The 18,358-nt window shown below is 52.5% G+C and carries 16 protein-coding genes; 5 read left to right on the forward strand and 11 right to left on the reverse strand.

Features of this window, described 5'->3' with window-relative positions:
* Positions 1 to 283: 283 nt before the first annotated feature.
* The 7 genes from nrfG to nrfA are packed head-to-tail and all read right to left on the reverse strand — an operon-like array spanning position 284 to position 6,660.
* Complete coding sequence (nrfG, locus tag FEK46_RS04565) at positions 284 to 880, reverse strand: heme lyase NrfEFG subunit NrfG (RefSeq protein WP_131161373.1); 597 nt, start codon at positions 878 to 880, stop codon at positions 284 to 286.
* Complete coding sequence (gene nrfF / locus FEK46_RS04570) at positions 877 to 1,260, reverse strand: heme lyase NrfEFG subunit NrfF (protein WP_135560224.1); 384 nt, start codon at positions 1,258 to 1,260, stop codon at positions 877 to 879. The genes nrfG and nrfF overlap by 4 nt, the downstream gene beginning before the upstream one ends.
* Positions 1,253 to 2,971 carry a heme lyase CcmF/NrfE family subunit gene (locus FEK46_RS04575; protein WP_135560225.1) on the reverse strand — a complete coding sequence of 573 codons (1,719 nt, stop codon included), beginning with the start codon at positions 2,969 to 2,971 and terminating at the stop codon, positions 1,253 to 1,255. Before FEK46_RS04575 ends, nrfF begins: the two co-directional genes overlap by 8 nt.
* A gap of 19 nt (positions 2,972 to 2,990) precedes the next feature.
* Positions 2,991 to 3,947 (reverse strand): cytochrome c nitrite reductase subunit NrfD, encoded by a 957-nt coding sequence (nrfD, locus tag FEK46_RS04580; RefSeq protein ID WP_135560226.1) that lies wholly within the window; start codon positions 3,945 to 3,947, stop codon positions 2,991 to 2,993.
* The gene (gene nrfC / locus FEK46_RS04585) at positions 3,944 to 4,615 is read right to left on the reverse strand and encodes a cytochrome c nitrite reductase Fe-S protein (RefSeq protein ID WP_000220281.1); all 672 of its coding nucleotides are present in this window, start codon (positions 4,613 to 4,615) and stop codon (positions 3,944 to 3,946) included. Before nrfC ends, nrfD begins: the two co-directional genes overlap by 4 nt.
* Positions 4,612 to 5,178, reverse strand: coding sequence for a cytochrome c nitrite reductase pentaheme subunit (nrfB, locus tag FEK46_RS04590; protein WP_135560227.1), 567 nt, complete (start codon positions 5,176 to 5,178; stop codon positions 4,612 to 4,614). Before nrfB ends, nrfC begins: the two co-directional genes overlap by 4 nt.
* 45 nt (positions 5,179 to 5,223) lie before the next feature.
* Positions 5,224 to 6,660 (reverse strand): ammonia-forming nitrite reductase cytochrome c552 subunit, encoded by a 1,437-nt coding sequence (gene nrfA / locus FEK46_RS04595; protein WP_135560228.1) that lies wholly within the window; start codon positions 6,658 to 6,660, stop codon positions 5,224 to 5,226.
* Positions 6,661 to 7,053: 393 nt separating this feature from the next.
* Between nrfA and acs the strand changes: the two genes are divergently transcribed.
* From acs to actP, 3 genes are all read left to right on the forward strand, one after another.
* Positions 7,054 to 9,012, forward strand: coding sequence for an acetate--CoA ligase (acs, locus tag FEK46_RS04605; protein WP_130205834.1), 1,959 nt, complete (start codon positions 7,054 to 7,056; stop codon positions 9,010 to 9,012).
* Positions 9,013 to 9,394: 382 nt separating this feature from the next.
* Entirely contained in the window at positions 9,395 to 9,709 is a 315-nt protein-coding gene (locus FEK46_RS04610) for a DUF485 domain-containing protein (RefSeq protein WP_001337746.1), read from the forward strand.
* Positions 9,706 to 11,355: a cation/acetate symporter ActP gene (gene actP / locus FEK46_RS04615; RefSeq protein WP_000832550.1), complete on the forward strand. Its 1,650-nt coding sequence runs from the start codon at positions 9,706 to 9,708 to the stop codon at positions 11,353 to 11,355. The genes FEK46_RS04610 and actP overlap by 4 nt, the downstream gene beginning before the upstream one ends.
* A gap of 82 nt (positions 11,356 to 11,437) precedes the next feature.
* On the opposite strand, the gene FEK46_RS04620 is transcribed toward actP, so the two are convergent.
* The 3 genes from FEK46_RS04620 to soxR form a co-directional block, all read right to left on the reverse strand.
* Positions 11,438 to 13,087, reverse strand: coding sequence for a Na+/H+ antiporter (locus FEK46_RS04620; RefSeq protein ID WP_130205832.1), 1,650 nt, complete (start codon positions 13,085 to 13,087; stop codon positions 11,438 to 11,440).
* Between the two features lie 149 nt (positions 13,088 to 13,236).
* The gene (gene ghxP / locus FEK46_RS04625; RefSeq protein WP_130205830.1) at positions 13,237 to 14,586 is read right to left on the reverse strand and encodes a guanine/hypoxanthine transporter GhxP; all 1,350 of its coding nucleotides are present in this window, start codon (positions 14,584 to 14,586) and stop codon (positions 13,237 to 13,239) included.
* Positions 14,587 to 15,130: 544 nt separating this feature from the next.
* Positions 15,131 to 15,595, reverse strand: a complete 465-nt coding sequence (gene soxR / locus FEK46_RS04630; RefSeq protein ID WP_000412432.1) for a redox-sensitive transcriptional activator SoxR — start codon at positions 15,593 to 15,595, stop codon at positions 15,131 to 15,133.
* Between the two features lie 85 nt (positions 15,596 to 15,680).
* Between soxR and soxS the strand changes: the two genes are divergently transcribed.
* Positions 15,681 to 16,004 carry a superoxide response transcriptional regulator SoxS gene (gene soxS / locus FEK46_RS04635; protein ID WP_000019357.1) on the forward strand — a complete coding sequence of 108 codons (324 nt, stop codon included), beginning with the start codon at positions 15,681 to 15,683 and terminating at the stop codon, positions 16,002 to 16,004.
* Between the two features lie 2 nt (positions 16,005 to 16,006).
* Here soxS and FEK46_RS04640 read toward each other — a convergent pair whose 3' ends face one another.
* The gene (locus FEK46_RS04640) at positions 16,007 to 17,593 is read right to left on the reverse strand and encodes an EAL domain-containing protein (protein WP_135408649.1); all 1,587 of its coding nucleotides are present in this window, start codon (positions 17,591 to 17,593) and stop codon (positions 16,007 to 16,009) included.
* A gap of 439 nt (positions 17,594 to 18,032) precedes the next feature.
* Between FEK46_RS04640 and FEK46_RS04645 the strand changes: the two genes are divergently transcribed.
* Positions 18,033 to 18,314: a YjcB family protein gene (locus FEK46_RS04645; protein ID WP_064525602.1), complete on the forward strand. Its 282-nt coding sequence runs from the start codon at positions 18,033 to 18,035 to the stop codon at positions 18,312 to 18,314.
* The last annotated feature ends 44 nt before the right edge of the window (positions 18,315 to 18,358 follow it).

Consider the following 18,358-nt stretch of genomic DNA (forward strand, 5'->3'; position numbering starts at 1 on the left):
AACTGCAGGGTATGGATTGTGTTGCGTTGGTTTGTGGATTTTTTTAACGCTTATGATCAGTATCATTTGCGCGGTATATCGCGCAACCCTTTAACAACAGAGCTTTTCGCTGCATTAATGCATAATAACGCGACTTTATGGCAAAATTAATGAATAACTATTTGTTATGAAAAGATTTTTATTTGTTTAATTTGCAATAATACTGATTGGTGATTATTTTTTGCATGTGTTCATTCGATTATTTTTTACACATCTCAATAACATAATCTTCAACACTGAATGATTAATCCGCTCGCCGCTGCAGCAGTTTTGCCATATTAATCGACTCAACCAGCTGTGTTCGGTTAACTCGTGGTGAGTTTAGATCCATCACTTTTTGCCATAGTTCGATGGCTTGCGCGTAATTCGCCTGCATAAACGCATCTGAAGCCAGCAGCATCAGGGCGGTGATTTCATTACTGTCCAGCGCGAGGGCTTTGTCGATCATTGCGCGAGTCTGGGCGGTCATATGCTGGCTGGCCTGGTAATAAAGCACCGTCGCCAGCGCCGCATACAGTTCAGCGTTCTCACCACGTAGTTGCAACGCCTGACGGTACGCCAGCAGCGAATTGCTGTAATCGTTTTGCCACAGATAGTACTCGCCCAGCAACGCCCACTGTTCACTGTTTTGTGGATTGGCGCGGATTTTATCCTGCAATGCCTGAAGCTGCGCTTCCGGGGTTTGCTGGCTGGCAAACTGATGTAGCGGATCGCGCTGACGCTGATACTCCGCACGCACCGCCTGCCATTTTGGACTTAACAGATAACTGCCGACACAGAGAAATACCATCAAAATCGTGAGTGTTGTCAGCATGTTCACCGGTATTTGAGGCTGTTTCATCGCTTCGCCCTCACTCGCCAGAGGATCAGTGCCATCAGCAGTAACAACACCACTGGCAGCGCCCACAACACCAGCGTCTGACCAGTTAACGGTGGGTTATAGCGAACAAAATCTCCGTAGCGTTCAGTCATCCAGCCGATGATTTCGACTTCACTTTTCCCCTCCGCCACCATGCTGTAAACCTGATGGCGCATACTGACCGCCACTGGCGCGTTGGATTCCAGTAAGTTCTGATTCTGGCACTGCGGGCAGCGTAACTGGCTGGCAATATTTAACGCTTGTTCCTGTTGTTGTGGATTGGCGAATTGCCAGGTGTCTACAACCTGAGCGCGCGCAAAACAGGTAAATAGCAGCAGCAAAATGAGAAGCCCTTTATTCATCGCGCTTCCTCCCCCGCCATCCGCTTAACAATGCGCCTGCAATCATCAACAATCCTCCCCCCCAGATCCAGCGCACACCGCTTTGTACATACAAACGAAAAGCGTAACGATCCGCTCCGGTTTTCTCGCCCATGACCACATACCAGTCATGGATGCCGTTCCAGCGAATTGACGGCTCCATCATTTGCTGACGGCGTGCTTCATAGAAACGCCGCTCCGGCGTTAATTCACCAATACGTTGCTGATGGTCAAACAGTGCCACTATCGCTTTTTCGCTGGTGTAATTGCCTTTGGCTTGCAGATCGAGGCGCTCAAACCGGAAGGTGTATCCTGCCAGTTTTACCTGCTGCCCCGGCTGTAAATTCAGGCTGATCTCCTGACGGCTGACGCTGGAAACCACGATCCCCGCGGCAAATAACAGCACGCCCGCATGCGCCAGCAGCGCCGAAAGCTGCGCGCGTTTGCCAGAGACAAACGTCGCCAGCACAATCACCACCAGCATCAACAGACCAAACGGTAACGTCGCGCGGTTAAAATACGGTGCGCCAACGGAGAGGCGTCCCCAGCCCAGCAAGCCGTAAATCATCGGATAAAGCGTTCCCACCAGCACGATCAGTAGCACCGCGCAAAACAGCAACAGCGTAGCGAGGATTAACATTTCTCGCGATAACCCTGAAAAACTCACCGCCGGGCCACCGTCCCGCGCTCGCCAGCCATACAGAGCCAGAGACGCAAGGCTAATCAGCGCAAACAGGCTGAACAACGGCACGGCGCGGACGTTATCCAGCGCGAACGCATGAACCGAAACCAGAATGCCAGAACGGACAATCAACGTCCCCAGCAGCGACAGCATCAGAGTAACGATCGCCAGCAGCAGCGACCAGTGGCGGAAAATCCCCCGCTGGCGTGTCAGGGATAAACTGTGCAGTAGCGCAGTGGCAGAAAGCCAGGGTAATAAAGAGGCGTTTTCCACCGGATCCCAGAACCACCAGCCGCCCCAGCCCAGTTCGCAATAGGCCCACCAGGAACCGAGGATGATCCCCGCCGTTAATGCGCTCCAGCCAGGTAACGCCCAGCGCCAGCAAATTCGGGCGCTGGCCGCATCAAACTCGCCGCGCAGTAGACTCGCCAGCGCCACGCTCGCCGCTACCATCAAACCGCCATAGCCAAGGTAAAGCAGCGGTGGATGAAAGATAAGACCGGGATGTTGCAGCATCGGATTGAGATCGCGGCCTTCGATTGCTGGGGGGAATATCCGCACGAAGGGATCGGACCACAGCACCACAAACAGTAGCAGTGCGGCGATCATGAGAGATAAAACGGCTAGCGTCAGCGGAAATAGCGGATCGGTTTGCTGCCGATAATGCCAGGCAAACAGCGCGCTCCAGGCGGAAAGCAACAGCACCCAAAGTAGCAACGAACCTTCATGACCACCCCACACCGCCGCCAGTTTGAGTTCCCACGACAGCAGGCTGTAGCTATGTTGTGCGACATAAATGACCGAGAAATCGCTGATGAGAAAACAATACGTCAGTACGCCAAAGGCGAGCAGCAGGAGTGTGAACTGCGCCAGAATGCCAATGCTGATGAGCCGCATCATGGCAGGCCAGCGCAACCGCACTCCCACGACGCTCATCAACGGGGTCAAAACATTGACCCCGAGACTTAACAACAACGCCAGAAAACCGACTTCAGGAAGGAATACGTCCAGAAACCACCTCTTTTCTGGCTTACGCCACCGTCAACTGTCCGGCGTAGAGAATGAAAAAGCGCAGCATCAACACGCCGACCAGGCTGGCCCCACACGCCGCCAGCACGGCAGGAATGCCGGAACTGCGATTGGCCCACGGTTTGAGCAACATTGGCACAATCAGCCCCAGCCCAGCGATACCAAGCCAGAACCACCACGTCCAGAAACCGCCGCCCAATGCCGCCACCAGCGCACGCACTTTACCGTCATCGCCCAACGCCAGACCGACAAAAAACGCCACCAGCAGGAAGATTTCGCCCCATACCACAGGGATTTCCATCCGGTGAACAAAGTGCGCTTCCGTGGAATGCGGGTTACTGCGTTGGCGTATCGCCATGGCGATCAGCGCCACCGCCGCACCGGACGAGATGCCGGAGAAGAGGAACAGCACAGGCAGGATCGGGTTATTGAGGAACGGATACGATTTCAGCGCCGACAGCAGAAAGCCGGTATAAGCCCCCAGCAGCACCGCCAGCACCAGCATCAACGTTTCCAGTCCGCGATGAACGGGCGTCAGCAGGCTCATGACCTTTTGCACGCTCCCCAACTTCGGCAACCAGCGTTGTTGCAGGGCAAGCAAATCGTGTTCAAAGATTTTCGCCAGCCACAGCACCAGCACCACCATGTAGAGCTGAAACAGCATCACCCCCATCGACATCACCGAGGTAAAACTGTAGTGGAACATCAGCTTCCAGAAGGTCCACGGACGCGTCAGATGAAAGACGAGGATCAGCAGGCCGAGGATCACTGCGCCAGGCCCGACAATCAGCGTGGTGCGCAGCAACGTACTGTCTGCACCACCCGCCTGCGGGTAGAAGCGACGCAGCAACACCGCCAGCGTCACCAGTCCGGCAGAGATCCCCACCAAAAACAGATAGATGGCAATCGGCCAGTCCCACACCAGCGATTCAAAATGAAATGCGGAAGCCTGAGTCATTGGCTCACCTCCCCGTATTTAAACGGCACGCGGTACAGCTTCGGTTTGGTTCCCAGCGCCAGCTTGTAGCGGTAAGTGGGCTTCTGGCGCAGCAGTTGTGAAATCTCACTGTTGGGATCGTCCAGATTGCCAAACGTCAGCGCCTTCGTCGGGCAAGCTTCAACGCACGCGGGTAACTTACCGGCCTGCAAATTAGTCTTGCGGCAGAAATCGCATTTGTCCGCTGTCTTCGTGACCGGATGGATAAAGCGCACGCGGTACGGACAGGCGGCGATGCAGTACTGACAACCGACGCAGAGATCCGGATTAACATCGACAATCCCACTGGCGGCATCGCGAAAAGACGCACCCGTTGGGCAGACGTCAACGCACGGCGCATGATCGCAGTGCTGGCAAGACTTACGGAAGAAGCGATATTTCACATCAGGAAATTCGCCCTGCGGCTCGCTACGAATAATCGTCAGGCGCGACACACCTTCCGGCACCTTGTTCACTTCTCGACAAGCATCCATACAGGCGGTACAGCCGATGCATAACGACTCGTCATGCACCATGCCGTAACGCACCCCATTGATATTCAACGTTTTCGCCACCACGCGCCCCGCGGTGCCGCTAACGGCTGCCAGCACACCGACGCCGGTGAGAAACTGGCGACGTGACCAGGTCATGGCTGCTCCTTAAGCAACGGAACAGACGCCGGGTTAAAGTTCGGATTGGTGCGCTGATCGCTGTGGCAATCGACGCAAATCTTGATCCGTCCTTTGTCACTTAACGTCTGCATCGTATCTTGCTGTGGATGCAGGGAATGGCAGCTGGCGCACGCCACTTTGGTTACGTGAACATCGTGCGGCCAGAACGCTTTTTGCAACTGTTCCGGTAGATGGCAGGACATACAGACGCTGTTCTGCTCTCCAACCTTGTACATCGGCTCGTTAAAGCGCATCACATCTTTCACCCCTTCGCGGTGTTGCGGTGATGGCTGGCCGTGACAGTTGGCGCAGGTGACCGGCAGTTTGTTATTCGGGTTGATAACGGAAGCATGTTTGCCATGCATACCTTCGGTATCTGGCTTATGACAGTCCAGACAGGCGGCATCCGGGTTACGCTGCTGGGTAACTTCGTAGCGATCGCCAGATGCCTGCGCCGCAGGGGTAGCGGTAATTCCGTTCAGGCTCCACAACAGGCCCGACGCCAGCACCCCAGCAGTTAATAACGAACGTAATACGCTCATATTCACTCCATTTTGTTTTCCGCCCCTTGCGAGGCGGAACGGGGATTATTGGCTTAACAGACCGTTTTTACGTGCCTGATCTTCCCACTGCGGGATCACCGTTTTGATGAAATCCTGTTTCTCGGCTTTGATTTGCTCCATGTTCAGGCCAATTGCCTGCTGGGCTTTCTCTTTGGTCGAGATATCCGGGATCTGGATTTCATGGGTGATGCCTTTGGTCGCCAGCAGGCGCGCCAGTTTGGTGCGCGCATCCGCCGCTTTATCCATCGCAGTACCGAGCATCCGCAGACCTTCTTCCGGTGCGTGCATATGAATACCGTGGGAAGCGATCGCCAGATCCCAACGCCACTGGGCATGACGGATATCGTCCTGAATCGGCTTCATTTCGGCTTCCGTCGCGCCTGCGTCCAGTGCCGCTTTCGCTTCGAAGTGAGCGTGAACCAGTTGATCTTCAACCTTGATTTTCAGGTCGTTAATCGACTGCTTACGTTCCGCGACCACTTTTTGCAAGGCGGCTTTGTCCTGGGTATGGCAGTTCGCACAAGTCTGGGCGAAGTTATCAAACGGATTACCAATTTTATGGTCGGTGTAGAGTTTGCCTTCGGCGTTCTGCACTTTTGGCATATGGCAGTCGATACAGGTCACGTTGTTTTTGCCGTGAATGCCCGCTGTCCAGGTTTCATATTCCGGGTGCTGCGCTTTCAGCATTGGCGTTTTTGACAGGGAGTTAGTCCAGTCAGAGAAGGCAATTTTGTCGTAATACTGCTCCATATTTTCGACTTTCATGCCGTCATCCCACGGGAATTTAACCGCTTTGTTTTTGCCGTCGAAGTAATACTCCACATGGCACTGACCGCAAACCATCGATTGCTGGTCGAAACGTCCAGCTTTCTCAAAAGGTTTGCCAATGGCTTCCATTGCACGCGCCGCATATGGACGGGAAAGGGTTAACTCCGGCTTACCTTTGGCGAACTCTGGTGAGGCGGTGTTATGGCAGTCGGCACAACCTAAGTTGTTGACGATTTCCGGGCCGCCGCGCGCCCATTTACCGTGGAAGTAGCCATCTTCGCCGTCTTTCTGGATCAGGCGCGCCACATCCGGGCTTTTACAACTCCAGCATGCCATCGGTAGCGGACCATCTTCGGCGTTTTTCGGCGCACCGGTACGCAGAGTTTCACGCACATCGGTCACAGCAAAGGCATGTCCACGCGGCTTGTTGTAATCGCGCGAGAAGGGATACCCCGCCCACAGGATCACCAGCCGTGGATCTTCCGCCAGGGCGTCAACACGCTCTGACTGTTCCGAGGTAGCTTTCCAGGAGAGATATTGATCGGGATGCTGCGGGGCAAAGGTTTCATTCTTCGCTTCCACAGTTACAGGTGTTGCGGGAGCAGCCGTTTGTTCAGCGTGAACAGAAGTGAAAAAGAAAAAAGGAATCAACAAGCTGAAGATACGGCGTGCGTTTATTTTTATCCTTGTCATAGGGGCTTTATCCAAATTTTGCCATTGAGGCAATGGCAGTTTTTATTGTTTTTTCATGACAGTAACCGCACATACACTGTCATGACATTGCTCGCCCCTATGTGTAACAAATAACCACATGCGGAATGTTGTCTTTAATCAATTGTAAGTGCATGTAAAATACCACTTTAGAGTTAGTTGATAATTTCCTCCATTTCAAACACATGCATAACTGCATGTTCCAGAAAGAAAATGCCAACTTTTGTTGGTGTCCTTCAAAAATAATCCTGTCGTTTATTTGCACAATTCTACTTTTGCGTGATCTGCCGCCCAAATACTAAACAAAACTGCCAATACCCCTACATTTAACGCTTATGACACATATTATTAACATCCTACAAGGAGAACAAAAGCATGAGCCAAATACACAAACACACCATTCCTGCCAACATCGCAGACCATTGCCTGATAAACCCTCAGCAGTACGAAGCGATGTACCAACAATCAATTAACGCACCAGATACCTTTTGGGGCGAACAGGGAAAAATTCTCGACTGGATCAAACCGTACCAGAAGGTGAAAAACACCTCCTTTGCCCCCGGTAATGTGTCCATTAAATGGTACGAGGACGGCACGCTGAATCTGGCGGCAAACTGCCTTGACCGCCATCTGCAAGAAAACGGCGATCGTACCGCTATTATCTGGGAAGGCGATGACGCCAGTCAGAGCAAACATATTAGTTATAAAGAGCTGCACCGCGACGTCTGCCGCTTCGCCAATACCCTGCTCGAGCTGGGCATTAAAAAAGGTGATGTGGTGGCGATTTATATGCCGATGGTACCGGAAGCTGCGGTCGCGATGCTGGCCTGCGCCCGCATTGGCGCGGTGCATTCGGTAATTTTCGGCGGCTTCTCGCCGGAAGCCGTTGCCGGACGCATTATCGATTCTAACTCACGGTTGGTGATCACTTCCGATGAAGGTGTGCGCGCCGGGCGTAGTATTCCGCTGAAGAAAAACGTTGATGACGCGCTGAAAAACCCGAACGTCACCAGCATTGAACATGTGGTGGTACTGAAGCGTACTGGCGGAAAAATCGACTGGCAGGAAGGGCGCGACCTGTGGTGGCACGACCTGGTTGAGCAAGCCAGCGATCAGCATCAGGCGGAAGAGATAAACGCCGAAGATCCTCTGTTTATTCTCTACACCTCCGGTTCTACCGGTAAGCCGAAAGGCGTGCTGCACACTACCGGCGGTTATCTGGTGTACGCGGCGCTGACCTTTAAATATGTCTTTGATTATCATCCGGGCGATATCTACTGGTGTACCGCTGATGTGGGCTGGGTTACCGGACACAGTTATTTGCTGTACGGCCCGCTGGCCTGCGGCGCGACCACGCTGATGTTTGAAGGTGTACCGAACTGGCCGACGCCTGCCCGTATGGCGCAGGTGGTGGATAAGCATCAGGTCAATATTCTTTACACCGCGCCAACGGCGATTCGCGCGCTGATGGCGGAAGGCGATAAAGCGATTGAAGGCACCGACCGTTCGTCGCTACGCATTCTCGGTTCCGTGGGCGAGCCAATCAATCCGGAAGCGTGGGAGTGGTACTGGAAGAAGATCGGCAACGAGAAATGCCCAGTGGTCGACACCTGGTGGCAGACCGAAACTGGCGGTTTCATGATTACGCCGCTGCCTGGGGCGACCGAACTGAAAGCCGGTTCTGCAACGCGTCCGTTCTTCGGCGTACAACCGGCGCTGGTGGATAACGAAGGTAATCCACAAGAAGGTGCCGCTGAAGGCAGTCTGGTGATCACCGATTCCTGGCCGGGTCAGGCGCGTACGCTGTTTGGCGATCACGAACGTTTTGAACAGACCTACTTCTCCACCTTCAAAAATATGTATTTCAGCGGCGACGGCGCGCGTCGCGATGAAGATGGCTATTACTGGATCACCGGGCGCGTGGACGACGTGCTGAACGTCTCTGGTCACCGTCTGGGGACGGCGGAGATTGAGTCGGCGTTGGTGGCGCATCCGAAGATTGCCGAAGCCGCCGTGGTGGGTATTCCGCACAATATTAAAGGTCAGGCGATCTACGCCTACGTCACGCTTAATCACGGGGAGGAACCGTCACCAGAACTATACGCAGAAGTCCGCAACTGGGTGCGTAAAGAGATTGGCCCGCTGGCGACGCCAGACGTGCTGCACTGGACCGACTCCCTGCCTAAAACCCGCTCCGGCAAAATTATGCGCCGTATTCTGCGCAAAATTGCGGCGGGCGATACCAGCAACCTGGGCGATACCTCGACGCTTGCCGATCCTGGCGTGGTCGAGAAGCTGCTTGAAGAGAAGCAGGCTATCGCGATGCCATCGTAACCCACAATTGCCCGATGTGAGTCGGTAACGGTTTGTAGGCCTGATAAGACGCGACAGCGGCGCATCAGGCGCTGGTTGCCGGATGCGGCGTAAACGCCTTATCCGGCCTACATTCGGCAACGGCTGTAGGCCTGATAAGACGCGACAGCGACGCATCAGGCGTTGATTGCCGGATGCGGCGTAAACGCCTTATCCGGCCTACATTCGGTAACGGTTTGTAGGCCTGATAAGACGCGACAGCGGCGCATCAGGCACTGGTTGCCGGATGCGGCGTGAACGCCTTATCCGGCCTACATTCGGCAAGGGTTACCCGAGCGTTAACCTTCTCCCATAAGGGAGCGGGAATTAAAACAATCCCTACATTACCTCTGGAGAATCTGTGATGAATGGTACTATTTATCAGCGGATAGAAGACAATGCGCATTTCAGGGAGTTAGTCGAAAAACGGCAACGGTTTGCCACCATCCTGTCGATTATTATGCTGGCAGTTTATATCAGCTTTATTTTACTGATCGCCTTCGCGCCCGGCTGGCTGGGCACCCCGCTGAATCCGAACACCAGCGTCACACGCGGTATTCCCGTTGGCGTTGGGGTCATTGTTATCTCCTTTGTTCTCACTGGTATCTACATCTGGCGGGCGAACGGCGAATTCGACCGTCTAAATAATGAAGTCCTGCATGAGGTACAAGCATCATGAAAAGAGTTCTGACGGCGCTTGCCGCCACACTCCCTTTCGCAGCTAACGCCGCGGATGCTATTAGCGGGGCCGTTGAGCGCCAGCCAACAAACTGGCAGGCGATTATTATGTTCCTGATTTTCGTCGTGTTCACGCTCGGCATTACCTACTGGGCGTCAAAACGCGTACGTTCTCGTAATGACTACTACACCGCAGGCGGCAATATCACTGGCTTCCAGAACGGGCTGGCGATTGCCGGGGACTATATGTCTGCCGCCTCATTTTTGGGGATCTCCGCGCTGGTGTTTACTTCCGGCTATGACGGGCTGATCTACTCGCTGGGCTTCCTGGTGGGCTGGCCAATCATTCTGTTCCTGATTGCTGAACGTCTGCGTAACCTAGGCCGCTATACCTTTGCGGATGTGGCTTCTTACCGCCTGAAACAAGGGCCGATTCGTATTCTTTCGGCTTGTGGTTCTCTGGTGGTGGTAGCACTTTACCTTATCGCCCAGATGGTCGGCGCAGGTAAATTGATTGAACTGCTGTTCGGCCTTAACTATCACATTGCGGTGGTGCTGGTTGGCGTGCTGATGATGATGTACGTCCTGTTCGGCGGCATGCTGGCGACCACCTGGGTGCAGATTATCAAAGCCGTTCTGTTGCTGTTCGGTGCCAGCTTTATGGCCTTTATGGTGATGAAACACGTCGGCTTTAGCTTCAACAATCTGTTCAGCGAAGCGATGGCGGTACACCCAAAAGGTGTCGACATCATGAAACCGGGCGGACTGGTGAAAGATCCGATCTCCGCGCTCTCTCTGGGGCTTGGACTGATGTTTGGTACGGCTGGCTTGCCGCATATTCTGATGCGCTTCTTTACGGTCAGCGATGCACGCGAAGCGCGTAAGAGCGTGTTCTACGCCACCGGATTTATGGGCTACTTCTACATCCTGACCTTTATTATCGGCTTCGGCGCGATCATGCTGGTCGGTGCGAATCCGGAATATAAAGACGCGGCGGGCCATCTGATTGGTGGTAACAACATGGCGGCAGTTCACCTGGCCAATGCGGTGGGCGGCAACCTGTTCCTCGGCTTTATTTCAGCGGTTGCTTTCGCCACTATCCTCGCGGTAGTTGCGGGTCTGACGCTGGCGGGCGCTTCCGCGGTTTCGCATGACCTGTACGCTAACGTCTTCAAAAAAGGCGCAACCGAACGTGAAGAGCTGCGAGTCTCGAAAATCACCGTGCTGATCCTCGGCGTGATTGCCATTATCCTCGGCGTGCTGTTTGAGAATCAGAACATCGCGTTCATGGTGGGCCTGGCGTTTGCCATCGCCGCGAGCTGCAACTTCCCAATCATTCTGCTTTCCATGTACTGGTCGAAGTTGACTACTCGTGGCGCAATGATGGGCGGTTGGTTAGGGCTGATTACTGCGGTAGTACTGATGATCCTCGGCCCAACGATTTGGGTACAGATCCTCGGTCACGAAAAAGCCATCTTCCCGTACGAATACCCGGCGCTGTTCTCCATCTCCGTGGCATTCCTCGGCATCTGGTTCTTCTCGGCAACCGATAATTCAGCGGAAGGGGCGCGCGAGCGTGAACTGTTCCGTGCGCAATTTATCCGTTCCCAGACCGGCTTTGGCGTTGAGCAGGGCCGCGCGCATTAATCTCCACTAGCCTCTGGTCACCTGACCAACGGTAAAAAGGTGCGATGTACTGCACCTTTTTACCGATTACACCGCCAAAGCGTTATTGGTTCTCTTCTATTAACAACGCTTCCAGCAAATCAAGATCGTGTAGCAACTTTTGCAGCGTTTCGTTGCTGATCTCCCGCGTGGCGCGCAGGTGATAAAGTTCCGCACGTTCAGAACGCAACGCCGCCAGACGGAAGCGACGTTCCAGGTTCTCTTCCTGGACAGAACTTTCAACGTCGTTTCGGCCGTCGGCGCGACGACGCAGGTTACCGATGACGCGAGAGCTGACTTCGGTAAGCAGCTGGTTGTCGATATTCTCTTCAGTGTCCGCCGCCAGTCGCTCTTCCATTTTCTGGATCGCCACAATCGCCACTTCTGCCGTTGCCGCGCGCGCAATGCGTTCCTCTTTCAGCTGCTGAGAATGATCTGCGACTTCAATGTGTTGCAGCAGAACAGGCAGCATCACCACGCCAACAAACAGCGAGAAGAGAATGACGCCAGCCGCCAGGAACACCAGCTCATAACGCGCCGGGAAGACGTTGCCATCCGGCAACAGCAGCGGAATAGAGAGCACACCAGCCAGGGTGATAGCCCCGCGAACCCCGGCAAAAGACGCGATAAGAATTTCTCGTGTGGTCCACGAACCAAACTCCATCGGTTTCTTCTTCAGGAAGCGGTTACTGAACTTTTTCATCGTCCACAGCCAGCCGAAACGGACCAGCATGAGCGCTGCGTAAATCAAGATGATGTCGGTAAACAGCATCCAGATTTCGACGTTCGGGTCGATCTCTGCCGCCATCAGCGACGTCTCCAGAATGCCCGGCAGTTGCAGGCCCAACAGCAAGAACACCATGCCGTTAAAGACAAACTCCAGCATCGCCCAGGTGCTGTTCGCACGCAGACGCATCGCCAGCGGCGCACGGCGCATCACGCCTGAACGGGTAATGGTCATCCCGGCAGCAACTGCCGCAAGGATACCGGAAACGCCAATATGTTCGGCAATCAGATAAGAGGCGAACGGCAGCAGGAACAGCAGGACTATCTGTGTCGCAGGTTCATCGCCGCCCCAGCGGCTCAGGAAGCGCAGCGAGCGACCATATAGCCAGCTCACCACAAACCCCGCGAGAATACCGCCGATCGCGACTTTCATAAATTCGACCGTCGCACCGCCAACAGTGAAGATCATCGTTCCCATCGCGACTGCCACGGCAAACTTCAGCGACACCAGGCCGGAGGCGTCATTCATCAACGCTTCGCCCTGCAAAATGCCCATGATTTTTTTCGGTATTCGCCCTTCGCCAACAATCCCGGAGAGCGCCACGGCATCGGTCGGAGAGAGCACCGCCGCCAGCGCAAAGGCCGGAATTAGCGGAATGCCTGGCACCACCCAGTAAATGAGGAAGCCAATGCCGACTACGGTGACTACCACCAGCGCCAGCGCAAGACCGAAGATCTCCCGACCATGTTCGAGAAATTCACGGGTCGGCGTTTTCCAGCCATCAGCAAAGAGCAGCGGCGGAATAAACAAAACTAAAAAGAGTTCAGGATCAAACTCCACATGCAAACCAAACGTCGGCCACGCCAGTAGCGCACCAATGGCGATTTGCATAAGCGGAAGCGGAATCTGAAAGGGCATGACACGAGTGACCACCCCGGACAGCGAAACCACGAGGGTCATTATCAGTATGGTAAAGAAGATTTCCATGCGTTCCCTGTTTGCGATGTTTTATGGTTTGAGAAAGGCGTTATGCCTGAATTCTCAGTTTTTTCAGAATATCGCAAAAGCTCACACAATGTACGGAGAAAATAAAAACGGGCAGCCATTGCCACCCGTTTTCAGAATCTTATTAAAGATTAGATAGCCCAGCCACCCGCGTAGAAGGTCACCAGTGCCGCGGCGATAACAACGGTACCAATGTTCAGCTTACGCCATTCGCCAGAAACCAGACGGCCAATAACCAGGGTCGCGAAACCGATCATAATGCCGGTCACGATGTTACAAGTCAGTACAATGAATACCGCCGTCACCAGCCCCGCCATCGCATCGACAAAATCAGCAAAGTCGATTTTCGCCACGTTACTCAACATCAGCAGGCCAACATACATCAACGCAGGAGCCGTTGCGTAACCTGGAACAAGGTAAGAAAGCGGAGAGAGGAACAGAATCAGCAGGAACAGCACGCCAACGGTGATTGCCGTCAGACCGGTTTTACCACCCGCTGCCGTACCCGCCGCAGACTCGATGTATACCGCGGCCGGAGCCGCCCCCACCAGGCCTGAGAAAACGCTGCTCAGGGAGTCGGTGGTCAGCGCTTTGCCGCCATCAATGATCTGCCCGTCTTTATCCAGCAGGTTCGCCTGACCGGCGACTGCACGGATGGTTCCGGTCGCATCAAAGACCGCCGTCATCACCAGCGCCAGTACGCTCGGCAGTACCACCGGATTCAGCGCGCCCATAATATCCAGGCTACCAATCAGCGAGTTACCATTTTCATCGCTCAGTGACGGCATAGCGAAAACGCCGGAGAAATGAACGTTAGGATCGAAGATCAGGCCCACAATCGAGATACCGATAATGGTCAGCAGAATGCCGCCCGGCACTTTCAGTTTTTCCAGACCGACGATCACCGCCAGACCTACCAGCGACATAATGACCGGGAAGGTGGCGAAATCACCCAGCGCAACCGGCAGACCGTCGAGCGGATTTTTAATGACCAGGCCAACACCATTCGCAGCAATCAGCAGCAGGAACAGGCCGATACCAATCCCCGTACCGTGCGCCACACCGTGTGGCAAGTTGCGCAAAATCCAGCTACGGATACCCGTTGCAGAAATGACTGTAAACAGCACCCCCATCAGGAACACGGCGCCCAGCGCGACCGGAACGCTAATATGCTGCCCCAGCACCAGACTGAATGCAGTAAACGCGGTCAGGGAGATAGCGCAACCGATAGCCAGCGGCAAATTGGCCCACAGCCCCATCGCGATAGAACCAATCCCGGCAACCAGACAGGTCGCAACAAAAACGGCTGCTGGTGGGAAGCCTGCTTTACCCAGCATGCCCGGAACGACGATGACCGAGTAGACCATCGCCAGAAACGTTGTTAACCCGGCAACCACTTCCTGACGGACAGTGCTTCCACGTTGTGAAATTTTAAACCAGGCGTCGAGTGAACCGCCGGTACGCGCTGATGGCGTAGACATAGAAAACATCCCCTGAGAGTTTATTTTTCGTCAAGATGCGTGGCGGACAATCCCCTGCCAGCGAAACGTTATCTTCCTGCTTCAGGTTTGCGACAATGTGGGGCGTCGCAAAAAAGCAAACGTTTAGCTCCGCGCATACAAAACGGGTGGTAAAAAAAAGCAAACGATTATCCGGCGATCATAGCGGCTTTTTCAACCGAAGTTTGCTGCTTTTTTCCCTTTTCTTGTATTGACGATGAAAAACCAGGCAATTGATGCGCAAACGTTATCGTCGATGCGCAAAATTACGGCATTTGTAGGTAGCTTGTAGCGAAGGGTTGCAGTAAAAAATCGTGCAAGATGGCAAAAACATTGCGTCTAAAAAGCGTCTTTTTGCACTGGCGAAGATACGGAGGCGGCATACAATTAAAGTATCAACACCAACCGGAACCTCCACCACGTGCTCGAATGAGGTGTGTTGACGTCGGGGGAAACCCTCCTGTGTACCAGCGGGATAGAGTGAAAGACAAAGACCGGAAACAAACTAAAGCGCCCTTGTGGCGCTTTAGTTTTGCTCGTCTTCCAGCAAACGCGCGCCAGTACCTTCTTCCCCTAAGCGGTCGCCCGGGTTACGCAACGGGCAGTCGCTACGCGAAAGGCAGCCGCAGCCAATACAACCGTCCAGTTCATCTCGCAGAGCCACTAAGGTATGAATGCGCCGATCTAATTCTTCTCGCCATTGCGAAGAAAGCTGCTTCCACTCTTTGGCGCTTAATGTATGCCCTTCAGGCAACACACCAAATGCTTCACTAATAGTCGCCAATGGAATGCCAATACGTTGAGCAATCTTGATAATCGCCACATATCGCAGCACATCACGCTTATATCGTCGCTGATTGCCGCTATTTCGAATACTGGTAATCAGCCCTTTGCTCTCATAGAAATGCAGTGCAGATACCGCTACCCCACTGCGTTTCGCCACTTCGCCTGGGGTGAGCAAGGCTTTAATGCGGGGTAATTTCTTTTCCATAAATCGCTTTACCTCAAGTTAACTTGAGGAATTATACTCCCCAACAGATGAATTAACGAACTGAACACTGAAAAGAGGCAGATTTATGTCCCATCAGAAAATTATTCAGGATCTTATCGCATGGATTGACGAGCATATTGACCAGCCACTGAACATTGATGTCGTCGCAAAAAAATCAGGTTATTCAAAGTGGTACTTACAGCGGATGTTCCGCACGGTAACGCATCAGACACTTGGTGATTACATTCGTCAACGCCGCCTGTTACTGGCTGCCGTTGAGTTGCGCACCACCGAGCGCCCTATTTTTGATATCGCAATGGATCTTGGGTATGTCTCGCAGCAGACCTTTTCCCGCGTTTTCCGTCGGCAGTTTGATCGCACTCCCAGCGATTATCGCCACCGTATCTAGAATTATTGCCCGCACATTAACTCATGTGCGGGTAATTTCCCTGTCCATTCCATAAACATTTGCGGCGGCATCGCCTTTGCAAAATACCAGCCCTGACAATAACGCACGCCGCGTTTGCGCAGCCAATTAACCTGTTCTGACGTTTCTACCCCTTCCGCTATCGTTTTTAGCCCCAGACTGTGCGCCAGTTCAATGATGTGTTCCGCAATCAAATGGCTGGTTTTGTGCGTGGTCAGCGTCTCAACAAACGATTTATCGATTTTCAAAATATCGATATTCAATGAATTAAGGTTGTGTAAGTTGGAGTAGCCAATACCGAAGTCATCAATCGCAACTTCATAACCGGCCTGACGGAAAGCATGAATAATCGGCGTCATTTTGGTGACATCAAGAAACGCATGTTCAGTAACTTCAAATTTAATTTGCTGCGGACGCACCGCGTATTGCTCTATTTTCTGATTGGTTCGCGCAATTAAACGCGATGTATGAAAGTCGGAGGCCGACAGGTTAATAGAAACATAGCGATCGGCATGTGTTGCCAGATACGCCCCCAGATCGCTGAATACATTATCAATAACATAATCAGTGACTAACTCAATCATCCCCTCTTTTTCCGCCAATGGGATAAACTCTGCCGGACTCATTACTTGCCCCTGACCACCTGGCCAACGTAGCAACGCTTCAGCGCCAATACATTTTTCTGTTTTGATATCGATAATTGGCTGGTAATAAAGACAAAGCTGTCTTTTTTCAAGGGCGCGTTGCAATTTGCGTTTGGGTGACTGGTACTCCTGGCTAATCCGCAACCAGAGTAACAGGAGTACCAGACTGCAAAAAATACCTGCGGGCAAAGCAAAAATAAGATGATTATAAAAATGAGCGATAAGACGTTTATTTGAAGTGGCAACAATGGCCGCTATTGGGCGTTTTGTCGAATGTACCATTGCATACAAATGACCATTTCGTTGCACCGTTAAATCATTCAGATGAATTAACGGAGTAAACGTTTCAGCCGAGGCCTGGTTGCTTAACGAAAAAAAGGTTTTCGTCACCGTATCATACACGCCCCATTGTAGCGTCGGATCGTCAGATATCACCTCACTCCAGAATAAAGGATTGATGACCGCCACATAATTACCCCGCTGCATATAAGTCATTTTATAACCGGAGAAAAAAGGGGTATCGCGATAATAATAGATAGAAATATCAGGGTCACGCTTATAATCCGCGGGGGCGATCATATATCTGTCAGCAGGGGCGATAAGTGAAGAACATAAAAAATGGTTATCCTGGGCATATATCAGTTCATTGATATAAAGATAGCCACGAATAATATTCAACATTCGCTTTTGATGATCCGGTGTACAAACTTGCCCCTGATAGCGTTTCGCTTCATCGCTCGCTGAATCTGCCTGTTGAATGACCAGCTCGGATTTATCCAGCGCCAGTTGGGCAAAGACACGAAGCTGATTGTTCACTTCTGATTTTGCCCAAATGAAGGCAATCCATAGTGACAGGATGATGGGGAGGAGTGCTACAAAGATAATGCCCGGCAACGCCAGCAATTTGTGTCGTGCACGATGACTCATTTCTATCAATTCCCTGTCTGGTTATAGCTGGTCATTGCAAGGTGAAAACCCTGGCCACCGACGACGTTAGATAAATCTTACGGTATAAATAGCACTTTTGCCTGATTTGAAATTGATACCTTTATAATCGTTGTTTTATTAAAAATAACACGCTGATATCAAAAAGAATTTACTAAAAAATGCGAGTCAATCAGGAAGATACGATATTTTGTATTTCCGCGACGCCACTGAAAAACCACAAAATAAGCATGCTAATAAAAATAGCGACTCTATCTGGCTAACAAACAACCAATTGTGATATAGTTCACAAAAATAATGAAACGCACTAATTGTTTCATTTTGGTATTTTGCAAGCCCCATGATAGCCAGAGTGCATCACGCCTCCCGTGAACAACACCGTGCTGTCCAGGGCATCGGTTATTTTCAGAGGAAATGTTCGATGGCTACCCTCACCACTGGCGTGGTTCTTCTTCGCTGGCAGCTTCTTAGCGCCGTACTGATGTTTCTGGCAAGTACGCTCAACATCCGTTTTCGTCGGTCTGATTACGTAGGACTCGCGGTGATCAGTAGTGGCCTGGGCGTTGTTTCCGCCTGCTGGTTCGCGATGGGACTGCTCGGAATCACCATGATGGATATTGCCGCAATCTGGCACAATATTGAGTCGGTAATGGTCGAAGCCACAAATCAGGCACCGCCACAATGGCCGATGATTTTGGTGTGATATGCAGAAGCCTCCATTATGGACAATGCCGATCAGTTAAGGAT

It is taken from the genome of Escherichia sp. E4736, assembly GCF_005781225.1.
GTDB lineage: Bacteria > Pseudomonadota > Gammaproteobacteria > Enterobacterales > Enterobacteriaceae > Escherichia.